The following is a 3,110-nucleotide window of genomic DNA, read 5'->3' as shown; positions in this document are numbered from 1 at the left end:
GCTTACTCATGTTGCTCTTGGTTCCCACCTGGCACTGCTTCCTCTGGGCTCACACGTCCCAGTGTCCAGGTGTCCAACCACGGGGTGGAACTTCACTCCTCCAGTGGGGTCCAGCTCAGCGCGCCGCGCTCGCCGTTGGGGAGGGTCAGGAGCAGTTGCATCTCCGACCCACAGTTGCACTGGACCGGCCGGGGGCAGTGCGGCCAGTACGGCCACCCGCCCGTCTTGAGACCTGGGGCCACCGACAGGTCGTTGCGATAGTCGTAGCCAGGCTCCGGGCCGAGACCGCGGTGCCAGGCACGGATGCGAGACTGCAGTGGCTCAGGAAGATCCTCGATGTCGGGGTATTCGGTGATCTGCTCAGGATGGATGACGCACGGCTCCAGGACGTAGCCGTCATCGTTCAATGCGCTCTCTGCACCGGAGATCGCCCCCGTCAGTGAGGCGGCCGCCCGCCAGATCACCTTCGGAGCCGGCCCGCTGTAGTGCTCGTGCATGCCTGGAACATCAGGATGCCGGTACGGGCACCACAGGATCTGCAGCAGGTCTGTTCCGTCGGGGAAGCGGACGTCGGGTATGTCGGCGGCGTGCAGCTGAACGACCGGAACCATTGAAACTGGTTCGGCCGGTACGGCGGGCTCCCATGTACGCACAGTCGTACCCCGAGAAGGGCGGTTCTCGACCTCCGTCATACGCTGCTGCCGGAAGGCCAGCAGTTTCCCGAGCGGCGAGTTCGGGTCGGAGACCTGCTCTGGGAACCGGCCGCTCAGTTCGGCGAGCCGCTGGGCGCGGGTCTCGTCAGCGCGCCGGAACATATCCAACTGCTCGGCCGTGGCCTCACGCTCGACCTCGACCAGGTGGGGCAGCTGGCAGGTCGGCCAGGACTCTCCCACGGGCCAGAACATCGCCCCTGCCACCGAGCTCGCCCCAGCTTGCGGCACGCCTCGATGTGGATGCAGCCGGGTCGCGCTCTTCGCATACATCGCGAGCTCGGGAAAGACCGTGAGGATGTCGAAGGGCCGGGCAGACGTGTTGAACATCCGGCAACGATCGCAGCTTGATCCCCGGCACTGTCAAGATCCGCAGCCGCCAGGGACCTGCTCCGGGCGAGAAGCCACCATCTTCACGCGTGCTGCGAACGATGCGCTGCTGGTCAGCCCCACGCGTGAATGCCGTGGCGGTCAAAGTCGCTTGGCAAACGGTCAAGATCGCCTGTCAGAGGACAACGGGTGACCCGTCTCATCGAAGTTTGAGCAGTCTCAGCGAAGTTTGACCGGGTGGCTCCCGGGCTCCGCTACCTGTCGATGTCTACCGGGATCCCGCGGAGCTGCAGCCGCATCTTCAAGAACTCCATCTCCGCCAGGGTGCCCACCACACCGTCGCTGCTCAGCTTGTCGACGAGCCTTCGGGCCTGCGGCAACGAGACGCCCGAGACTTCGCGGAAGACCTTCAGCGCCGGGACAAGACTGGGCACCGGCCCGGCCAGCCGCAGCCTGACGGGTCCATTCGCCGCCAGCAGCGCCTGTCGCCACCCATCGTCCGGCGCCGCCCCCGGCCCGGCATGCTCGCACCGATAGGAGCCGCAGCTGTCGCAGAAGAACTCGGCATCCCAGCACAACTCGTCGTAATTGATGTACTGATTCACCTGCCGCACCGCCATGTCGCCGCACTCGCAGAGCGCCGCGATCTTCACCGTCTGGCCAGTCACTCAGGCTCCTTCCGTCCAGTTCACGCCCTCGAATCCCCTCATGGCCGGAGATCCCCGCGTGGCTGCATTCGAGCACAGGCACCGCCTGCCCGCGGAATCCGGCAGGCGGTCAAACTTCGCTGAGACTGCTCAAACTTCGATGAGACGGGTGTGCGCCACGAGGCGCTACACAATCGAGTGGAGGTGAAAGACCTTCTCCTCCGGACCGTCGCAGCGGTCTGGTGAAGCTGGGGCAGCCTGATCCGGGGAACGCCGGGGAGGGCGGCAAGCAGCCCCGACAACGGCGGGACGTGCCGGTACTACCGGACGGTGCGGGTCCGTCTAGCGAGGTCAGAAGGTGTAGCGAGAGCGAACCAGCAGTCTATTGCGAGCCCTTGTCGCTGTGATGCACGAGACCGGGGCGGGGTCGGCGGGCCGTGACCGCCATGGCGAGGGCGTCGGTGACCAGCTCGGTTCTCATGTGGTCGGCCATCGCCCAGCCGACGATGCGCCGGGAGAACAAGTCGAGGACGACGGCGAGGTAGAGCCAGCCCCCGTCGGTGGGCACGTAGGTGATGTCCGCGGTCCAGCGCAGGTTCGGTGCGCCCGCGGTGAAGTCGCGGCCGATCAGGTCGGGGGCTGCCGTGGCCTGCCGGTCCTGGCGGGTCAGCGAGGCACGGCCGGGTGCGGCGGTGCACGCCGGCGAGTCCGGCCTGGCGCATGAGGCGGGCGACGCGCTTGCGGCCGACGGACAGGTGGTCGATCTCGCGCAGGTCGGCGTGGATGCGCGGGGCGCCGTAGGTGCCGTGGGGGAGCGCTCGTGGTGTCCGCGGATCTTGTCGGTGAGGGCGGCGTCCTCCCGGGCCCGGCGGGAGGGGCCTCGGTTGCGCCACGCGTAGTAGCCCTGCCGTGACACACCCAGCAGCCGGGCCATGAGGGAGACATCGTGGTGTGCCGTGTTCTCGTCGATCAGCCGGTAGCAGATCACCGGCTGGGCTCCCGGACGAAGAAAACTGTGGCCTTGCGGAGGATCTCCTTCTCCTCGCGCAACTGCTTCACCTCGCGGCGCAGTTGGGCGAGTTCCTCCTTCTCTTCGCTGGTAAGCCCGGGGCGCTCCCAGCATCCACACGGTCCTGGTTGGCCCAGGTGCGGATGGTCTGGGCGGACGGCTCGAACTCCTTCGCCAGGTCCTCCGGCGAACGGCCGGCCCTGACCAGCTCGACTATCTGGCGACGGAACTCCGGCGGGTAGGCCGGACGCGTCCTTGGCACGATGAACTCCTCGTGTCCCCAAAGTGGAAGGTTGTCCAGCAAACCGGGGCAACTTCAGACGCCTACTGACGGGCGTTCTTGGCTGTGGGCTGCGTCTTCTGGTTGTAGATCTCCTTGCCGTCTGCGTTGTAGGCATGGACGTAGGGGGCCGG

General features: G+C 66.8%; 4 protein-coding genes. All 4 read right to left on the bottom strand.

What is annotated here, in order from left to right:
• Positions 1-92: 92 nt before the first annotated feature.
• The 4 genes from ACWC9T_RS41370 to ACWC9T_RS41355 all read right to left on the bottom strand — a co-directional run bounded on the left by ACWC9T_RS41370 (position 93) and on the right by ACWC9T_RS41355 (position 2,958).
• Positions 93-1,040, bottom strand: coding sequence for a hypothetical protein (locus tag ACWC9T_RS41370; protein ID WP_449826177.1), 948 nt, complete (start codon positions 1,038-1,040; stop codon positions 93-95).
• Between the two features lie 254 nt (positions 1,041-1,294).
• Complete coding sequence (locus ACWC9T_RS41365; protein WP_449826176.1) at positions 1,295-1,708, bottom strand: hypothetical protein; 414 nt, start codon at positions 1,706-1,708, stop codon at positions 1,295-1,297.
• A 361-nt stretch (positions 1,709-2,069) separates the two neighbouring features.
• Entirely contained in the window at positions 2,070-2,675 is a 606-nt protein-coding gene (locus tag ACWC9T_RS41360; RefSeq protein WP_449826175.1) for an IS3 family transposase, read from the bottom strand.
• 67 nt (positions 2,676-2,742) lie between these two features.
• On the bottom strand, positions 2,743-2,958 hold the full coding sequence (locus tag ACWC9T_RS41355; RefSeq protein WP_449826174.1) for a transposase: 216 nt from the start codon (positions 2,956-2,958) through the stop codon (positions 2,743-2,745).
• Positions 2,959-3,110 lie beyond the last annotated feature (152 nt).

The organism is Kitasatospora sp. NPDC001159, assembly GCF_053598235.1.
The sequence above is the reverse complement of the archived record's forward strand: the minus strand, read 5'-3'. Positions and strand labels throughout refer to the sequence as shown.